Raw genomic sequence first — 17,422 nt, forward strand, 5'->3', positions numbered from 1 at the left:
TGGTTGGCGGGCCGCACGGCCGTGCGGCCCATTACCATGCTTCCGACGCTGGCCACAATTGACGCCCGATCAACCGGATCGCCAGTCCAGCCGCGCCAAAGAAGAGCAGGGCAGCGGCGAGGGTGCGCTGCTGTTCGGCAAGGCTCCGGCGCAGCGCTAAAGCGTTATCACGCCGCACCTCATCACCCAAAGCGGCAAACTCACGCGCAGCCGCTTCAGCGTTTGCCTGCGCGCCGAAGATGTCAAACCGGCGGGCTTGCGCATCAGCCCAGCGTAGCGTTTCACCAGCTTGCAACCCGCGCGCTACCCGCGCCCGATACTCAGCGAGCACGGTCACTTGGCGGTTGTCATTGATCTCGCGGTAGGCTTGCTCGGCTTGCCCGATCAGCCGCGCGGCCTGTTCATATTCGCCGGTGAGCAACGCGGTGCGGGCGGCTTCAGTTAATTGATTGGCCCGCTGCCCGATCTGGGCCCGCGCTTGCAGCGCAGCGATACGGTTTTGCGCCTCGGCATCGGCAATTGCGCCAAGTCGTTCAAGTTCGCGCAAGGCGCGATCATAATCGCCGGCGGCGAGCAAGGCTTGGGCCGGTGCGAGATCGATCACTGCCGGCGGAAGAGCAGCCGGTTCGAGCTGCAAGAAGGCGGGCAGCCATGCTCGCCATTCGCTTTCAAGGGTGGTGGCCGAGACGCCATAGATCGCCGCCATCGCCGAACGGTAGCCGCTGCTTTGGGGCAATGCGGTGAGCAATCGGCGAAACTGCTCAAAGCCGTCACGCTCGATCAAAAAGGTAACGATTGACCACGTTTGCGGGTAACTCAATTCGGGTTGGCCATAGATCGCGTTGCGATCATCTAACATGGCCCATGACCACAACGCCCCGCGCTGGGTAAGATCGCGCAGCATAGCGATTTTATCGTCGCGATCCGGCCCCGGCAATTCCATATATTGCGCAATCCCCTCTTGCAAACCGACATTCAACCGGCCATTGCTAAGCTCGGCGGCAAAGATATGGGTCAACTCGTGGCGTAAGTTGTTAATCTGAGCAGTCTTACTCTGGCGGCGCGCCCGCTCGACAATCACTACCACTTCGCGGCGGCGAAAATCGGCGTGGGCGATCACGCCGGGGACATTGCGCGCGGCAGGATTGGCGGTGAAGTAGGACTCGCTGGTGGGGTAGAGGCGTAAGGTTAGCGGCGTGGTTGGTTGAAAGGCGAACGTGGTGCTTAATTCGTTATACAATGTATCGATAATAAGCGCGTATTCGCCAGCGATTGCCTCATCTGCAGGCGCGTAAACGAGGCGGAAATAGGCCGTGCTTTGCTCGATCCACATTGGCTGAGCCAGCGTCACGCCGCCGGCCAGCCATGCGCATAGCGCTGCCAGCGTGATTAGCCAGAGCCGTAATCTGATCATAATCTTTGCAGTAAGGCGATCCATGACAATGGTAGTGTACCATGGTCAGAGGGGATATGCTAGGACAGCTCCGGCGGCGGTGAGCTTCTGCCTCACTGCCGCCGACAATCGCGCCAAGGTGATGAACTGGATTGACATGCGAGCTCAACGTCTATGACAACATCCTTTTTCGCGCAACTGCCACTCTTGACCAAGTTCAGTGATATTGCTGATTTGAACGCTTATCAGCCGCTGCCGGATGATTGGACGGTGATCGTATGCGATGTGCGCGGATCGACGCGCGCGGTGGCCGAAGGACGGTATAAAGAGGTGAATATGGTTGGCGCCGCCACCATTACTGCGGCGCTGAATGTGGCCGCCGGGGTCGAAATTCCGTTTGTCTTTGGCGGCGATGGCGCCTCGTTGGCAGTGCCGCCGGAGCTAGTTGATGCGACGTTACGGGCGCTGAGCGCGGTCAGTGGCTTGGCCCGGCAGGCGTTTAATCTTGAGCTGCGGGTGGGGGCTGTGCCGGCCAACGCAATTACGCAAGCCGGCTATCAGGTGTTAGTCGGGCGGTTGGCGCTGAACCAACAGGTGGCGCAGGCAGTGTTCAGCGGCGGCGGGATGAGCTATGCCGAGCGGTTGGTGAAAGATGAAGAGGCAGCGGCAGCGGTGATGGTCGCTCCCGGTAATCCTGACGAAGCGAACCTAAGCGGGCTCGAGTGCCGTTGGAACACCATCCCGCCGGCCCATGGAGCAGCCTTGTGCCTAATTGTGCAGGTCTTACCGCAGGCCGATCCGGTTTCTACTATGGCCGTGTACCGGATGGTGATCGACGCGATTGAGCAGATCTATGGCGGCGATCAGGCGTACCATCCGTTGCACTATTCACGGATGCAAGCCAGCGCCAAGCCGGCTGCGCTCTGGCCAGAGGCGCGACTGCGCGGCGGCTTGGGCCTGATAGCGCAATTAGCGTACTGGGCGCGGATTTATAGTCTCAATTTAGGCGTGCGCGGCTATCGGCGGCTGCAACAATGGCGTGGCGAAGATCCGTGGTGGGATCGCTACCGGCAGCATGTGGTGACGGCAGCCGACTATCGCAAATACGATGATGTGCTGCGCATGATCATTTCGGGCAACGATGAGCGACACAACCAACTGCTGGCGTGGCTTGAAGCGCGCGCCGCAGCGGGTGAGCTGGTGTTTGGCGCGCACCGCTCGCCAGAGGTGATGCTCACCTGCGTGGTCTTCGAGCGGATAGGGCGCCAGATTCACTTTGTTGACGGCGCTGACGGCGGTTTTACCCTCGCTGCGTTTGACCTCAAACAGCGGCTGCGGTAGATGGCGCTAGTCAGCAGCCGGTAATAATCCGGGCCGGATCTTGGCTATCGATTACCTCGTGGCCATTGGGTGTCACCCGCACATAACGGCCATCAGGCTGCAGCTCGCGGGCGCGGAGGTTATCGGTAAGATAGGTCGTCAACAACGTCTCGGTGACATAGTGCATTGCCGCCGGATCGGTCAGCGGGAAGAGTTCCTCGACGCGGCGATCAAGGTTGCGTTCCATCATATCGGCGCTGCCGATATAAATCTTGGGTTTGCCGCCGTGGTAGAAGTAATAGATCCGGCTATGTTCGAGATAGGGGCCGACAATCGACCGCACGCGAATGTTGTCGGATAGACCGGGTACTTGCGGGCGGAGCGAGCACATCCCGCGCACAATCAGATCGATCTGGACGCCGGCCTGCGAGGCAGCATAAAGGGCATCGATAATCTTGCGATCAACCAGTGCGTTCATCTTAAAGATAATCCGGCCATTGCTGTGCAAGCGGTGAAGCGCGATCTCCTCTTCGATCAGTTCGGTCATGCGCCGGCGCAGATTGACCGGCGCGACCAAGAGGGTGCGATACTCCTTCTGCCGACTGTATGCCGTCAAATAATTGAACAAATCAACCACATCGGCGGCGATTTCGGGCCGGCAGGTGAGAAGACCGAGGTCGGTGTAAACCCGCGCCGTCACTGCGTTGTAGTTGCCAGTGCCGAGATGGACATAACACCGGATGCCGTCGCTCTCTTGGCGCACAACCATTGCTAGTTTGGCATGGACTTTGAGGCCAACCAAGCCATAGACGACATGCACGCCGGCCCGTTCCATTGCTCGCGCCCACGTAATATTGTTCTCTTCGTCGAAGCGGGCTTTGAGTTCAACTACCACCGTCACTTGCTTACCCTGCTCGCGGGCATACATGAGCGCCTGCACGATAGGCGAATTGCGCCCCACGCGGTAGAGCGTCTGCTTGATTGCCAGCACCTGAGGGTCTTCGGCGGCAGCCTGAATAAAATCGATAATCGGTGCAAACGAGTGGTACGGATGGTGGAGTAAAATATCCCCCTGCCGGATTGCATCGAAGATGCTATTCCCATTCTTTAATACTGCCGGCAGCCGCGGCACATACGGCGGATCCTTCAGATCGGGGCGGTCGAGGCGCGTCAATTGCATCAAATCGCTCAACCCAAGCGGCCCACGCACCGAATAGATATCTTCGGGGCCGACTTTGAGGTTTGCTGCCAGCAACTGGCAAATCCGTTCGGGCATCCCATTGTCAATGGCTAGCCGCACCACCTCGCCGAAACGCCGTTGGCGCAACCCCTGCTCGATCGTCGCCAACAAGTCATCGGCCTCGTCTTCTTCAATCTCGACATCGGCATTGCGGGTGACGCGGAAGGGATAGACCTCAACCACATTCATGCCGGGGAAGAGCTGTTCGAGATGATCGGCGATCACCTGTTCAAGCCAGATGAAGCAATGGCAGCGACCGGGCGGAATATCGCTTTTGGGCGGGCAGAGTTCGGCAGGCAGCGGGATCAGGCGCGGCAAGACTTCGGGCACCTTGATGCGGGCAAAGAGCTCGCCTTTCGCCTGATCGCGGATCACCACTGCCAGATTGAGGCTCAGGTTGGAAATGAACGGGAAAGGCCGGCTCGAGTCGAACGCCAACGGCGTTAGCACTGGGAAGATCTGGCGGTGGAAATAATCGGCGATCCATACCCGTTGTGCTTCGTTGAGAGCGACAGTATTCAGGATCGAAATACCCTGTTCGTGCAGCGCAGGGAGCAGATCGTTCAGCAGCAGATCGCGCTCTTGTTCAAGAATAGGCAACAGGGTGCGGCGAATCGCGCTCAACTGCTCGCTGGGCGTTTGGCCGTCAGGGGAGCGTTTCTGAACGCCGGCGCGGATCTGTTGCTTGATGCCACTGACCCGGATCATAAAAAACTCGTCGAGGTTCGAGGCAAAAATCGCCAGAAACTTCACCCGCTCGAGCAGCGGGTTGCGCGGATCCATCGCCTCTTCGAGCACACGGCGGTTAAACTCGATCAGGCTTAATTCACGATTGAAATAGCGTGACTCAATGACTGGCTGCATATCGGGCAACGGTGCTGGTTGAACCGTCATAGGCGTGACCATAAACGATAAGAAACCCGTTGGCTGCACATACGCTTACACTGGCGCAGGTGAAGCGTGACATCGGGCTGATGATGAAGCAAATGGCAGATGATCGTTCGCTGAATGGCAACAGCTCTGTATGAACATAGTATAGCCGGGATGAACGATTTGCACAAACTAGCCAGATGTGCTATACTCTTTGCCAGAACGCGGGCGATTAGCTCAGTTGGTTAGAGCGCATCGTTCACACCGATGAGGTCACTGGTTCGAGTCCAGTATCGCCCACCACCCCACCTGCGCGGCCACGTGGCCGCGCACTGATTTTCACGCCGATCGAGGATCGCTCGCCGCGACTTGTGAGCCGATCAAAGGCAGCAGCATGCGACCGCTCATCTCGCGCGCCGAGTTGCGCGCGCTGGTATGCCCAACCGATGTCACTGAACGCAATATCCGCAACGTGCTGATCGATGGGATTGGGGTTGGGATCGTCACTGGCGTGGGCGTGTTTTTGCCCATCTTTTTAGCCCGGTTGGGCGCATCGAGCTTGCTGGTTGGTCTGATTACATCGCTGCCGGCGCTGGCCGGCGCGCTGTTTGCCTTGCCGATCGGACGGTTCCTCGAACGGCAGCGCAACGTTGTGGTCTGGTATTCGGGCATGCGGTTCTGGGTGCTGGCATCGTATGTGGTATTTGGCCTCTTGCCGTTCGCGCTGCCGCTAGCAGCAGTGCCGTGGATGATTATCATCATCTGGGCGCTGGTGACGATCCCCTCAACCTTTGTCAATGTCGCATTCACGATCGTTATGGGCGGGGTGGCTGGGCCGCAGCGCCGCTATGCGCTCATGAGCATGCGCTGGTCGCTGCTGGGCTTGGCGACGGCGGTGACAGTGGCGCTGATCGGCGGCGTGCTGGATCAGATGCCCTTTCCACTCAACTATCAAGTGGTGTTTATCGGCTCGGTCGCCGGCGGACTGTTAAGCTTTTTCTTTTCGCGGGCGATTGCGTTGCCCGAACACGCCCCCACAGCGACGCAGCGCGGTGACAATTCGTTGTTGGTGGCGCTGAAACAAGCGCCGCCAGCGTTTATGCACTATGCGTGGAGCGCGTTTGTGTTCCGCAGCGGCGTGGCGATGGCGATCCCGCTGCTGCCGCTCTACTACGTGCGCGAGACTGGTCTCAACGATAGCTGGATCGGCTTGATCAGCATGGTCGGCAATGGGGTGTTGTTGGTCGCGTATGCGGTTTGGTCGGCGGCAGCGCCACGGCTGGGCAATAACGGCGTCTTGCTGGCGAGCAGCCTCGGTATGGCACTGTACCCGTTTGGGGTAGCGCTGACTGATGCGCCGTGGTTGCTGGCTGTGCTGGCTGGACTGGTAACATTCTGTGTCGCCGGCAACGATCTGGTCAATTTTGATTTGGTGTTGAGCACAATTCCCGCTGAGCGGCAGGCGACGTATGTTGGGCTGTTTCAAACCTTGCAAAACCTTGCGCTGTTTGTGATGCCGCTGGTGGCGACGCTATTCGCTGATGTGATTGGGATCGTGCCGATGTTGGTGGTGGCCAGCGTGATCCGGTTGCTAGGGGTGGCATTGTTTGCGTGGCTGCGCGTGGGAAAGTAGTGGGGTGTGGGGAAGGCAGATAGAGTGCGAGAGTTGATGGCTTGATGATGGTTGCGGTTCGTTACCTTCCGACATCCTTGATGCTTTGCATCTTGTATCACACATAGATCCACTGAGATAGCGACTAAATATTGATAAACCTGTAACATCACTATGGCACAACCATCACTTCGCACCATTTCCGTCATCCGGCGCGGGTATGGCCGGCGGTATACCGATTTGCCGGTTGATGAGCTGAGTCAGCAGCGGATTGTGATTGACTGCGCTGGCGGGTATTTGCGTCCGGCGTTGATCGATTTGCGGCAAGGCGATACGGTCTATTGGCGTGAACAAGAACGCTACGTGAGCGGGCAGATCAGCCATGTGCGGCGCGATGATCAGCGGGTGATCGCGATCTTGAAGGATGTGCAGGTGATGCCAGAGGACTTTTTTCCATATTGAGTCAATTCTTCGGTTGTCATTGCGAGGCGCGCGCAGCGCGGCGAAGCAATCTCCGGCTGAGGCGGGAAGAGTCAGTTGAGCCATAGGTTCCGCTAAAGGGGGAGCTTGCTTCGGGCGCGTTGCGCCCGCGCAATGACATGCGGAATAGCGCCCCCGCGCAATGACATAGGTGCCTGTACAATGTTGGCCTCAATGAGAAACCGCTATTGAAACGCTTGCCCTGCGCCTAGCGTTCGTGTACAATGCCTGCGATTTAGGATAAACAGATCACGGCGCGCTGAAAACTATGTCGATGCCTGAAGCCGTTGCACGGCGCTGGACTCCTACAGTTGAACAGGTAGCCTATGCGGTGATCGCGGTGCTCGCGATTGTGAGCCGGTTGTGGGCTTTGGGTGATCGCGCCTTTCACCACGATGAGACGCTGCACGCCGCGTATTCGTGGTATCTCTTCAGCGGGCGCGGCTATATGCACGACCCGCTCTTGCATGGGCCGCTCCTGTACCATCTTGGCGCGTTGACGTTTTTTCTATTTGGCGATAATGATACAACCGCGCGATTGAGTGCGGCTTTGTTTAGTATTGCCCTTACCCTCAGCCCGATCTTGCTGCGACCGGTGATTGGGCGACTGGCGGCGCTGATCGCGAGCATCTACCTGCTGATCTCACCGGTGGCGCTCTATGTGGGGCGCTTTTTTCGCCACGACATTTACTCGGTGCTCTTTGAGATACTGGTGTTGGTGGCGATCGTTCGCTACGCCGCCGATCCGCGCCCGCGCTGGCTCTATCTGGGTGCGGCGGCGTTGGCGTTGATGCTGTCCAATCAAGAGACGACCTACCTCTACATCTTGATCATGGCGGCGCCGCTAGCGGCGATCTTCTGCTGGCGCGTGTTCCGGCCGGGGTTGGCGATTATTGGCGGGTTGGGGCTGTCGTTGGCGTTGCTGATCTTTGTGCTGCCCGGCACGGCGGTGGTGGATGGCGGGCACTATGCGCAGCGAGACGCCAACGGTGCGATCGTGGTTGATCAGCCGGGGCCGCTGTTTGGCTGGCCGCCGCTGGAAACGGAAGATAACGGCTATGCGCTGTTGGTGCGTAACCGGTTGGATAGCGATGGCGGGCGTTCGGTGTGGGAAAACGGCGCGCGCTATCTGGCCGATATTGGCCGGTTTGTGAACCATCCGGCCATTATCAGCGCGTTCATCGTGCTTACCGGCGGGTTGGCGTTGCTGATCTGGCTGATCTGGCGCCGGCGTGACGCGAACGGCGCGACGCCGTGGGAACAAGCGCTAGCACGCGGCGATCCGGCGGCGACGGTGGCGGCGAGTCTGGTGGCGGATCGGCGTTGGCAAGTGGCGTTGGCTATCGCCGGCGCGATCTACGCGCTGCTGTTTACGGCTATGTTCACCAACCTGCTCGGCTTGATTTCGGGGGTGGCCGGCTCGTTGCTCTATTGGTTGGCGCAACATAATGTGCAGCGTGGCAGCCAACCCGGCCATTACTATGCCGTGATCCTCGCCACTTACGAGCCGTTGTTGCTGTTGGGTGCGGCTACCGGTTTGCCGCTGGCGATCCAAGCGGTGCGTCGGCGCTGGCCAGAAGCGTTTGCGGCCGGTTTGATGGCGTGGTGGTCGGTGGCTGCGTTTGGCATCTACACATGGGCCGGTGAGAAGATGCCATGGCTCACAATTCATATCACGCTGCCGCTGACCTTGTTGTTTGCGTGGACGGTGGCGAAACTGGTGGCGCTGGCGCAAGCGCAGGCAGCGCGTTGGCAAGTGGCATGGGAGGAGGCAGCGACACCGGCAGCAACCGAGGCGGCGGCGCCGGTAGACACGGCAGGCGCCGGTGATCTGGTGCCTATGCCTGCCGGTGGCTGGCGCTGGCTGGATGAATGGCGTCCGGGAGCGTTGGGCTTGCCCAAGGGATCGTTGCTCAGTTTTGGCTTGCTGTTCGGCTTGATCATCAGTCTGGGTTTTCTGCTGCTCTTGATCACAGTGGCTGCCGGCCCGGCCTCGCCGATCCAGCCGTGGATGGCGGTGCTGTTCACGCTGACTCTGTTTACCTTGCTGGTGATCGGGGCCGGGTTGCGCTGGAGCTGGACGGTGACGGCGGCGCTGGCGGCGATCTGTCTGTCAGTGGCGATTGGACTATATACGGTGCGCGGCAGTGTGCGGCTGGCCTATCAGACCGGCGACGTGGCCCGCGAGATGATGGTCTATACCCAGACGTCGCCTGATGTGATGCGGGTGATCCGACGGTTGGAAGAAGCGTCGATGCGGCGCGGCGGTGGCACGCGCTTGCCGGTGATGTACGATAACGAGACGGTGTGGCTTTGGTATTTGCGTGATTGGCCGGGAGCGATTGCTGTGCCGGGAGGCCGCTTGAACGGGCCGCCGGCGGAAGAGGTGCAAGCGGTGTTGCTTTTGCAAGAGAACCTCGATCGCTATCCCGAAAATCGGGCGTACTTGGAAGGCTTTGTGATTCAGCGTTACCCGCTGCGCTGGTGGTTTCCCGAAGACCAAGCGTACCGGTTAAATGGCAGCTCGCTGCTCGACCGGCTGTTGCGGAATCCGTTTGATTACGATACGTCAGCGCAATTATGGCGTTACTTGATGTTTCGCCAGCCGCCGGCAGGGTTGGGTTCGACTGATTTTGTGATTGCGGTGCGCCCGGAGTTGGCGCGGCAGATTGGGGTGGGGTTGGGCGGATCGCTGCGGATGCCGGAGCGGTAGGGGAAGGGCTGCTATGCCCTATTCCTAGGGCACAGCGGCGCTGTACCCGTACCGGAGAGAGCTGGATAGGTAGACGGGCGAGCAGCCCGCGCTCCGATGATATGAACGAGTTAACGGCGCTTATATTCGTTTTATGGCGACACAGACACTGACAACCGAAACGTTGCTCGATCGACGCTTGCGGGCCGACTGGCTGCGGTGGGAGACGGCGCTCTATGCGTTGATCATATTGGCCAGCGTGATCGCCCATCTGTGGGGGCTGGAGCGCATGGCGCTCCACCACGATGAGTCGATCCATGCGTGGTCGAGCTGGCGGCTTTACAGCGGCGCGGGGGCGTTCTCGTGCTGGAGCGGCCTTAACGAGAATGGCAATCCCCGTGGCGGTGTGTTTCACGAGACCTACTGCTACGATCCAGTCTACCACGGCCCGTCACTCTACTTCCTCACTGCGCTGGCCTATTTTCTGTTTGGCGACGGCGATGCGCAGGCGCGCTTGCCGATGGCGCTGGCCGGGATTGGGTTGGTGGCGTCGGCGTGGTGGCTGCGGCCATACCTTGGCCGGGCTGGGGCTTTGATTGCGGCGCTCTTGCTCGGTTTCTCGCCGACGCTGCTCTACTACACCCGGTTTGCTCGCCATGACGGCTTGATGGTGCTGTGGGAAGTGTGGATGGTGATCGGCGCGCTGCGCTGGATCGATACCGGTAAACGGCAGTGGCTGTACTTGACCGCGGCGGGGTTGGCGCTGGCGATTGCCACCCACGAGCTGTACTATATCTTGCTGTTTATTTTTGGCATCTTTGTGCTGATGCGGTTGCTGGCCGAAAGCCGGTTTGCCCGTTATCTCAACATTGTGCTGCTGGCGGTGATCGGCCTCTGTGTGGTGCTGATGCTTATCAACCCGCCGCTGCCGTTCGGGCGCGGGTTGTATATTGGTGAAAAGGCCTTTCTGGTCGCTTCGGCCTTGGTCTTGGCATGGCTCTGCCAGCTCCTGTGGCCGCCGGAACCGATCTTGACCACGCGCCTCCGTCTGCTTTGGCAAAAGGATCGTCCGGCGCTGTGGAAGGCGCTGGCGATTTGGGCCGGCATCTATCTCGTCCTCTACACCAGTTTCTTCACCTATCTGCCCGGCGCCATTGATGGCATCACCGCCGGTTTAATCTACTGGCTGGGCAGCCAGCAAGAGTATGCCCGCGGCGATCAGCCGTGGTATTACTACCTGATGTTGCTGCCGCTGTACGAACCGCTGGCAGTGCTGAGCGGGATCGGCGTGGTGGTCGCTATGATCGTGGCGGTTGTCCGGCGGTGGTTAGCGGGCCGGCGCGCGGCGCGACCGGCGGTGAAGGAGGCCGAGCAGGAGGCGGCGGATGTTGATGAAACCGCGCGCCTCGTCGCCTTCGCGCCGTGGCCGCTCTACCCCTTGCTGGTGGTGTTTTGGTTCTTTACCGCGATCATCATCTTTTCGTGGGCCGGCGAAAAGATGCCGTGGCTGGTCGTTCATATGGCGTTGCCGGGGAATCTGCTGGCGGCATGGGTGATTGGGCAGATGATCGATCTGATCCGGCGCGAACGGTCGCCGATGCACATCTGGCTCATCCCGCTGATTGTGATCTTGTTGGCGGCAGCGATCGGTGTGACCTTCTGGCGGTTGGGCAGCGGCGGGCAAAACGCATTTCTGCAAGTGATTATTCCGCTGCTGATCGTATCTGGCTTAATCTATGCGCTGCTCACCTTGATTGGGCGGTTGGGGGTCAAGCCGGTACTAGCAGCGTTAGGGCTGACGGTCGCAACCTTACTGTCGGCGTATATGATCCGCGCTTCGTGGTTGGTGGTCTATGACCACCCCGACGTGCCGATTGAGCCGTTGATCTACACGCAGACCGCGCCCGATGTGCCGCGGTACGCTGCCGACATCCGCGAGGTGGCGATCAATCTGACCCGCGGCAACCGCAGCTCGCAAGACACGACCGGCGGTTTGACGATGCCGCTCATTCTTGATGGCGGCGACCGCACCGCCGAGGGATCGCTGGCATGGCCGCTGCAGTGGTATTTGCGCGATTTCAAAAATATCGTTTGGGTCAACGGCAGTGAACTAGGGCGCGTGCCGTCGGTCGAACAACTCACGGTGACGATGCCGGACGGCAACCGTGATCTGGCGCCGATGGTCATGCTCTACCGTCCGTATGTCACCGACCGGCTGCGCGACCTGTTGCGCGAGTCGTATGTGCAACCCTACGGTAAAGCGGGTGTGTTCAATTGGTGGTTCCCCGAAGGCAGCAAATGCGCGCCGCGCAGCCCCGGTTATAAGCGGTTTTACTACAGCACGTGGTCGGCGGCAGCGGCGCAAGAGGATTGCGGACGCGATCTCAGCAGCGAATTGAACGGGCCGTTTGATGCGCTGTTGTGGCCGTTCCGGCGCGAGAACTGGCCAGCGCTGGGCCGTTACCTGCTCTTCCGCCAATTGCCGGAGCCGCTGGTACCCGGTGCGCGCGAAGTGGAGGTGTGGCTGCGGCGCGATCTGGCTGGCGGGGTGGGGCAGCCGACCACAACTGTGACCGCCGCGCCTATGTTGCGGCTCGCCGCGCTCAACGAGATCAGGTTGTCGAGCGGCAACGGCGGTGCGACCGGGATTGCGCTCGACCGGCAAGGCAATATCTACGTGGCTGATACGCTCAACCACCGGATCGAGGTCTTCGGGCCGGATGGCAGGTTGTTGCGCAATTTTGGTACGCAAGGCAGCGGGATCGATCAGTTCTACGAACCGCGTGGGTTGGCTTGCGACGCGCAAGGCAACCTCTACGTTGCTGATACGTGGAATGCGCGGATTGTGAAATACGACGCCGGGTTGCGTCCGGTGGCGAGCTGGGGCAGCGGCGATCTCGATCTTGGCGACGGGCGGCGAGCGACGATTACCGAAGGCGATCCGGCCCGCAACGCTGCCGTGCCGCTCGGCTTCTTCGGGCCGCGCGGGGTGGCGGTTGACGCTGAGGGTACTGTCTATATCGCTGATACCGGCAACAAACGGATCGTCGTCACCGACAGCAACGGCAACTTCCTGTACCAATTCGGCGGCGCAGGCAGCGCCCCCGGCCAATTCAACGAACCGACCAGCCTTGCGTTCGATACGGCCGGCAATCTCTACGTGGCCGATACGTGGAACGGGCGGGTGCAGGTCTTTACTCGCGCCGCCGATGGCCGGATCGATCCCATCCCGCTAGCGACGTGGCCGGTGGCTGGTTGGCAAGCCAATACCTACGACGACCCCATGCTGGCGGTAAGCCCTGACGGGACGGTCTATGTGGCGGTGCCCTCGCGCCAGCACGTGCTGACGGCGAGCGTTAGCGGCGAGGCGCTGTTGCGCTGGACGGGGGTGGGCAAGGATGGCGTGCCGATTGCCAGCCCTAGCGGGTTGGCGGTAGCGACAGACGGCAGCGTCTGGATGGTGGATCGGATCGGCGGGCGAGCGGCTCGCTTTAGCTTACCGGCCTTAGCGCCGGCAACGCCATGATCGTCACTGACTTTCGCCATCTCAATCACTTCATCTCGCCGGCGGCGACCGAGCTGAGTGAAGCGTGGCAGCGCAGTCTGAGCCGGTTGGGTGACTATACCGGCATGGTGGTGCGGGCGTTAAACCTGCGCCCGCAAGCCGCAACGCTTTACCGGCAGACCAAGCGACATATTCTGGTGCGCCTAACCTTGCCCACCGAGCACGTCATCTTGCGGGTCGCGCCAGAAGATGATCTGGCGGCGCATGTGGCGTTCGTGCGGGGAGTGGCGCTGGAAGGCGTGCCGGGAGCGCGTATCATTCATCGCGACTTGAGCAAAACCTTCGTGCCGTTTGCGTATACGGTCGAGAGTTTTATTGCCGGCCAGACGGCGGCTGAACTGACTGATGAACACCTGCTCCACAGCATTGCTCGCCAAGCGGGGCGAGCCTTGCGGCGGCTCCACCGGCAGCGCATGCCGGGAGCGGGCCGGCCAACCATTAGCGGGAGGTGGCCGCGGCAAAACTGGCAACACGTCTTGAAAGCGATTGGTCAGCGGCTGGCCAGCCCGCCGGCGCCGCAGTTGGTCTTTAGCGAGGCAGAAGCGCAGGCATTGCAGACGGCGCTCGCTGATCCGCGGCTCGCTTGCCCAACGCCAGTATTGATCCACGGTAACTTCGGCCCGCAGGCGGTGCGTTGCACGGTAGGAGGCCAGCACGTCCACTTAGAGGCGTTGGAAGAGCCGGGTTGGTTCATCAGCGGCGACGGTCTTTTCGATCTGGCGTTTGGCTTGCGGGCGCACCTGCCGGCGGCATGGCGTGAGGGCTTGTACGAGGGCTATTGCGGCGCCGGCGCCTTGAGCCAAGCTGAGAGCGAGCGGTTGCAGATGTTGCGCCTGCTCGCCTGCGCGTGGAGCGCCTGCGACCGGTACGTGCGCGGGTTGCCGCACGAGGCTGACGCAGAAGCGGCGCGGCAGATGCTGGCTGAGCTAGTGGTAGTGGGATCATAGCCACGAAAAGCCACAAACAGTTTATGGAGTGCGGCAGTTTGACTGCCGCACTCCATAAGAAAGGATCCGCGTAGCGCTCTCGTTCCCGCCTGATGGTGGGTTCAAGGGCGGACAGAACATCTGTCTGGAACCCGGCCCTGAAGGGTCGGACTACGGGTACGAAGCCCGCTGCGCGGGCTGATGCCCCCACCCCTTGCCCCTCTCCCGTTGGGGGAGGGGTGATGGGGAGCGCCGCACGGGGTTTTACGGCATCGCACAATGATCGACAGTTGTGCTCGAGCAAACGTTCTGTCCGCTCCTCAAGATCGGCGGGCGAGCGGGATCTGCGCGATGGGAGGATCCGGCACGACTGGTACGGAATGTAGCAGCGCCCCTCTCCCGCGCTAGCGCGGGAGAGGGGCTGGGGGTGAGGGTAAAATGGCTCATCTCCAAGCCATCAACCCCGCAAGGCTGCAGCGAAGGAGTGACCCTATGACGCCACAGCGCACCATTGAGGTCTACGACAGCGCCGATGATCTGTATCGGGCAGCAGCGGCGCTGGTGGCCACACAGTTGGCGGCAGCGATCCACGAGCGGGGGAGGGCGCTCGTGGCGCTGTCGGGAGGGAGCTTGACCACGCGCTTGTACCCGCTGTTAGCGAATCCGCCGTGGCGCGACCAGATTGACTGGGGTGGGTTGAGTGTGCTGTTTGCCGACGAGCGGTACGTGCCGTTTGACGATGCCGAGAACACCTACCGCGCTACCCGCCAAACACTGCTCGATCATGTGCCGGTGCAGGCCGATCAAGTCTTTCCGGCGCCAACCTACTACCGCGATCCCGAACAGGCAGCGGCGATTTACCAGCAGCAGGCAGCGGCGCTCTTAGCTGTGCATGGAGGCGCATTCGATGTGGTGCTGCTCGGCATAGGGCCGGACGGCCACACCGCCTCGCTCTTCCCGCGCCACCCAGCCTTAACCGCACCGGCGGATCGGCTGGTGGTGGTGGTGCGTGATGCCCCTAAACCGCCGTCGCTGCGCCTGAGCCTGACGCCGGCTGCGCTGAATGCAGCGCGCGCCGTGATCTTCGTGGTCAGCGGGGCCGACAAAGCGGCGGCAGTGGCGGCAGCGTTGGCGGAAACGGGTGATCGGCTCGACCAACCAACCCGCTTGATCCAGCCGGTGGGGGGAAAGATTTATTGGCTACTTGATCGAGCGGCCAATCCGCAGGGGTAAAGCCGCACGGTAGTGCGGCTCACGAGCAAGCGGTGAACGCATCAGCACATAAAACGTATGCGTTGATGCGTTCACCGTAGCTTTGCTCATCACCGCCAGCCGCCGATCGCCTCGAAGATGGCGCGGTCGTGGTAGGGGTTAGGAATAGTGGCTTCGGGTTGGGCGAGCAGATACTCAGCCATCTCCTCGAAGGGGCGAGTGCATTCCTCTTTGCCCGGCCCCTCCATCTCAAACAGGGTCTTGCCGGCAAGACGCGAGCGGCGAATGAGGTCGTGGTAGGGCACGCGCCCAATCACCTTGGTGCCGACTTTTTCGGCGAACTGATCGAGCAAGGTAGTGCCACCGAACTCGTAATCGACCCGGTTAGCGACGATGCCGGCCAGCTTGACCTTGTGGCGCTGCGACTTCTGCGCGATGGCGAGGCAGAGCCGGTTGGCGGCAAAGATGCTGTCGAAGTCGTTGCAAGCAATGATCAGGCCATAGTCGGCATAGTTGAGCGGGGCCGAAAAGCCGCCGCAGACCACGTCGCCGAGCACGTCGAAGACAATCACATCGTACTTGTCGTAAAGACCAAACTCCTTCAGCAGCTTCACCGTTTCGCCGACGACATAGCCACCGCAGCCGCTGCCGGCGGGAGGGCCGCCCGACTCGAGCGTATCAACGCCCGCAAACCCGGTGTGAATCACATCCTCTTTGCTGACATCTTCAAGATGGAAGTTCACGCTGTCCAGCACATCGATCACCGTCGGCTGGAGGTGGCCGGTGAGCGGAAAGGTGCTGTCGTGCTTGGGATCGCAGCCGATCTGAAGCACTTTGGCGCCTTTGAGCGCCATTGCCGCCGACAGGTTGGCCGAGGTGGTCGACTTGCCGATCCCACCCTTGCCGTAGATCGCGAGGATGAGGGACATGGACAACTCCTTCTCGTAGGCCGGCGATGCCGGCATCTCATACCGAAAACCGTTTCATCTCATTCGCAGCGGCGTGCATGCACAGCAGACGGCTGCTTCATTCCAATTTTTCTGCCAGTGCTGTCCTTACGCGCCTATGCGAGGTTCCATTTACCAACTTAGCGCCTACGCAGGTGGCGCTAACTCACGGCCAAACTCACGCCGGTAGACATCGGCGTAGCGAGCCAGCGCGCGGTAGACATAACCGGGCACAATGCGGCGTTCGAGCCGGCCATGCCGTTCGCGCACGAATTGCAGATTGCGCAGCAGTTTCATCTCGATCACCGAACGGGCGAATTCGAGGCCTTTCGGCCCGCTACGGCGCTGGATAAAGGCGACCAACTGGCGGATCGGCCACGGCGCGCGTCGCGGCGGTTTGCGCAGCATTTGGATATAGGCCGGCATACCGCGAGTGCGATCGCCGCCGCTGATCGGCTCGCGCTCTTCGACGTAAGGCCGCAGCAACTCGTAGATCTCGGCCCCGCGCTCGGTGCGGATGAGCGTCCACTGCCAGCGTTCGGTCGGCGGCAGCGGCGCCCCCATGTACCCGATGGTCAGGTCTGACAAGCCGTTCTGGTAGTCGAAACAGCTCAGGCAGGCCGGCGGGAAGACGCCAAGCTCGCCACCGAGCTTGCTGACATCGAGATCGACAAAGTTGACCTTCTCGATCGAGCCGTCTTCGTGCTTGAGCCAGATGCGGAAATCCTGCATAAACTCGTGGTGAACGACCGTTTCCGGCGAGCGCGAAACGACTTGCAAAAAGCGTTGCAAGTCGGGATAGGTCGTGTTGTCGGTGCAGGGAATTCCGATCACGTAGAGCCGTTCGAGACCGAGCTGATCTTCAATGGCGCGCAGGGCATGGACTTGGCAGCCGGTGCCGATGTAGGCGATCCGGCGCAGGCCGGATTGCCGCACTTGGGTCAGGATATCGAGGGTCGGCGCGAGACACGGCTTATTGCCACGGCTTGCGCGCACCTCGTCGGGGGTGCGGGCCAGAATGGGCAGCGGCGCGAAGCGGGTGCCGGGAGCGGCGGCGGTGGTGATCACCCCCTCGACCAACCCGCGTTCGAGCAGCAACGCGCCGAGACTGGTGACCGCGCCGCTCCACTGAGCATCGGGTATTGGCGGGTTCATACGAAAGACG

11 protein-coding genes and 1 tRNA gene are annotated in these 17,422 nt (G+C 60.9%); 8 read left to right on the forward strand and 4 right to left on the reverse strand.

What is annotated here, in order from left to right:
* Positions 1 to 31: 31 nt before the first annotated feature.
* The gene (locus tag U9R81_RS13785) at positions 32 to 1,414 is read right to left on the reverse strand and encodes a peptidase MA family metallohydrolase (protein WP_322496014.1); all 1,383 of its coding nucleotides are present in this window, start codon (positions 1,412 to 1,414) and stop codon (positions 32 to 34) included.
* Between the two features lie 153 nt (positions 1,415 to 1,567).
* Between U9R81_RS13785 and U9R81_RS13790 the strand changes: the two genes are divergently transcribed.
* On the forward strand, positions 1,568 to 2,734 hold the full coding sequence (locus tag U9R81_RS13790; protein ID WP_322496015.1) for a DUF3095 domain-containing protein: 1,167 nt from the start codon (positions 1,568 to 1,570) through the stop codon (positions 2,732 to 2,734).
* A gap of 10 nt (positions 2,735 to 2,744) precedes the next feature.
* Here the strand turns inward: U9R81_RS13790 and ppk1 are convergent, their stop codons facing one another.
* Positions 2,745 to 4,847, reverse strand: coding sequence for a polyphosphate kinase 1 (gene ppk1 / locus U9R81_RS13795; protein ID WP_322496016.1), 2,103 nt, complete (start codon positions 4,845 to 4,847; stop codon positions 2,745 to 2,747).
* Positions 4,848 to 5,049: 202 nt separating this feature from the next.
* On the opposite strand from ppk1, the gene U9R81_RS13800 reads away from it, so the two are divergent.
* The 7 genes from U9R81_RS13800 (at position 5,050) to pgl (ending at position 15,331) form a co-directional block, all read left to right on the forward strand.
* A tRNA-Val gene (locus U9R81_RS13800) sits at positions 5,050 to 5,126 on the forward strand.
* A 91-nt stretch (positions 5,127 to 5,217) separates the two neighbouring features.
* On the forward strand, positions 5,218 to 6,456 hold the full coding sequence (locus U9R81_RS13805) for an MFS transporter (protein WP_322496017.1): 1,239 nt from the start codon (positions 5,218 to 5,220) through the stop codon (positions 6,454 to 6,456).
* 153 nt (positions 6,457 to 6,609) lie between these two features.
* Positions 6,610 to 6,897 carry a hypothetical protein gene (locus U9R81_RS13810; RefSeq protein WP_322496018.1) on the forward strand — a complete coding sequence of 96 codons (288 nt, stop codon included), beginning with the start codon at positions 6,610 to 6,612 and terminating at the stop codon, positions 6,895 to 6,897.
* Between the two features lie 286 nt (positions 6,898 to 7,183).
* Entirely contained in the window at positions 7,184 to 9,628 is a 2,445-nt protein-coding gene (locus tag U9R81_RS13815) for a flippase activity-associated protein Agl23 (RefSeq protein WP_322496019.1), read from the forward strand.
* 133 nt (positions 9,629 to 9,761) lie between these two features.
* Positions 9,762 to 13,133, forward strand: a complete 3,372-nt coding sequence (locus U9R81_RS13820) for a flippase activity-associated protein Agl23 (protein ID WP_322496020.1) — start codon at positions 9,762 to 9,764, stop codon at positions 13,131 to 13,133.
* Positions 13,130 to 14,119 carry an aminoglycoside phosphotransferase family protein gene (locus tag U9R81_RS13825; protein WP_322496021.1) on the forward strand — a complete coding sequence of 330 codons (990 nt, stop codon included), beginning with the start codon at positions 13,130 to 13,132 and terminating at the stop codon, positions 14,117 to 14,119. Before U9R81_RS13820 ends, U9R81_RS13825 begins: the two co-directional genes overlap by 4 nt.
* Positions 14,120 to 14,590: 471 nt before the next feature.
* Positions 14,591 to 15,331, forward strand: a complete 741-nt coding sequence (pgl, locus tag U9R81_RS13830) for a 6-phosphogluconolactonase (RefSeq protein ID WP_322496022.1) — start codon at positions 14,591 to 14,593, stop codon at positions 15,329 to 15,331.
* 89 nt (positions 15,332 to 15,420) lie between these two features.
* Here pgl and bchL read toward each other — a convergent pair whose 3' ends face one another.
* Positions 15,421 to 16,239 (reverse strand): ferredoxin:protochlorophyllide reductase (ATP-dependent) iron-sulfur ATP-binding protein, encoded by an 819-nt coding sequence (bchL, locus tag U9R81_RS13835; protein ID WP_066789072.1) that lies wholly within the window; start codon positions 16,237 to 16,239, stop codon positions 15,421 to 15,423.
* A 165-nt stretch (positions 16,240 to 16,404) separates the two neighbouring features.
* Positions 16,405 to 17,422: Coenzyme F420 hydrogenase/dehydrogenase, beta subunit C-terminal domain (locus U9R81_RS13840; protein ID WP_322496023.1), on the reverse strand; the 1,018-nt coding region annotated here is incomplete at its 5' end.

This window comes from Chloroflexus sp., assembly GCF_034435895.1.
Lineage (GTDB): Bacteria > Chloroflexota > Chloroflexia > Chloroflexales > Chloroflexaceae > Chloroflexus.